1 protein-coding gene is annotated in these 1,959 nt (G+C 67.2%); it reads right to left on the reverse strand.

From position 1 onward, the window contains the following. Positions 1-1,958 (reverse strand): acetate--CoA ligase (gene acs / locus B7G54_RS37750; RefSeq protein ID WP_244289501.1); only part of this gene is annotated, 1,958 nt, incomplete at its 3' end. Position 1,959: the final 1 nt, after the last annotated feature.

Genomic DNA, 1,959 nt, shown 5'->3' on the forward strand with positions numbered 1-1,959 from the left:
AGCTGCTCGAGGATGGCCGGGTTCTCGAGCGTGGACGTATCCTGCGTGATCGCCTCGCCCTTCGCGAGCGAGCGCAGCAGGCGCCGCATGATCTTGCCCGAGCGCGTCTTCGGCAGGTTGTCGCCGAAACGGATGTCCTTCGGCTTCGCAATCGGCCCGATCTGCTTGCCGACCCAGTCGCGCAGCGTCTTCGCGAGCGCCGCGGCTTCCTCGCCTTCCGGGCGCGAACGCTTSAGCACCACGAACGCAACGACCGCCTCRCCCGTCGTATCGTCCGGACGGCCGACCACGGCCGCTTCCGCSACGAGCTCGTGCGAGACCAGCGCCGATTCGATTTCCATCGTGCCGAGCCGGTGGCCCGACACGTTCAGCACGTCGTCGATCCGGCCCATGATCGTGAAGTAACCGGTKTCCTTGTCRCGCACSGTGCCGTCGCCSGCCAGATAGAGCGTGCCGCCGAGTTCTTCCGGGTAATAACTCTTCTTGAAACGCTCCGGGTCGCCCCAGATCGTGCGGATCATCGCGGGCCACGGGCGCTTGACGACGAGGATGCCGCCCTGCCCGTTCGGCACGTCCTGRCCSGTYTCGTCGACCACCGCGGCCATGATGCCCGGCAGCGGCAGCGTGCACGAGCCCGGCACGGTCGGCGTSGCGCCCGGCAGCGGCGTGATCATGTGGCCGCCSGTCTCGGTCTGCCACCACGTGTCGACGATCGGGCAGCGCTCTTGGCCGACGTGCTTGTGATACCACATCCACGCTTCCGGGTTGATCGGCTCGCCGACGGTGCCGATGATGCGCAGGCTCGACAGGTCATRGCTTTTCGGATGGACCTTGTCGTCGGCCTCGGCCGCCTTGATCAGCGAGCGGATCGCGGTCGGCGCGGTGTAGAACACGGTGACCTTGTGGTCGCCGATCATCTTCCAGAAGCGGCCGGCGTCCGGGTAGGTCGGCACGCCTTCGAACACGACCTGCGTGCCGCCGCACGCGAGCGGGCCGTACGTGATGTACGTGTGGCCCGTGACCCAGCCGATGTCGGCCGTGCACCAGAACACGTCGGTGGGTTTCCAGTCGAAGGTCCACTTCATCGTCTGCGCGGCCCACAGCAGGTAGCCGCCCGTGCTGTGCTGCACGCCCTTCGGCTTGCCRGTCGAGCCCGACGTATACAGGATGAACAGCGGATGCTCGGCGCCGACCCATTCCGGCGCGCACTGGTCGGATTCGCCSGCCATCAGYTCGTGCATCCACAGGTCGCGGCCGGCGTGCCAGTCGATCTTGCCGCCGGTGCGGCGATAGACGATCACGCTCTTCACGGCCTCGCAACCGCCCAGCGCGATCGCTTCGTCCGCGATGCTCTTGAGCGGCAGYGTCTTGCCGCCGCGCGCCTGCTCGTCGGCCGTGACGAGCGCCGTCGCGCCGACGTCGACGAGCCGCTCGTTCAACGACTTCGCGGAGAAGCCGCCGAACACGACCGAGTGCGTCGCGCCGATGCGCGCRCAGGCCTGCATCGCGACGATGCCTTCGATCGACATCGGGATATAGATGACGACGCGGTCGCCCTTGCCGATCCCGCGCTTTTTCAGCGCATTGGCGAAACGCGACACGCGCGCGAGGAGATCCGCATAGGTGACGCGCGTGACGGTGCCGTCGTCGGCTTCGAAGATCACGGCGACGCGCTCGCCGTTGCCGGCTTCGACGTGACGGTCGAGGCAGTTGTACGACGCGTTCAGCTCGCCGTCGTCGAACCACTTGTAGAACGGCGCGTTGCTCTCGTCGAGCACCTTGGAGAACGGCTTGTGCCACGCGAGGCCCTCGCGCGCGAGACGCGCCCAGAAGCCTTCGTAATCCTGCTCGGCCTCGGCGGCGAGCGCACGATAGGCCGGCATGCCGGAAATGGTGGCCGCCTTCTCGAGCGCCGCGGGCGGCGCGAACTGACGGGTTTCGTGAAGAACCGATTCAATC

This window comes from Burkholderia puraquae, from assembly GCF_002099195.1.
Taxonomy (GTDB): Bacteria; Pseudomonadota; Gammaproteobacteria; order Burkholderiales; family Burkholderiaceae; genus Burkholderia; species Burkholderia puraquae.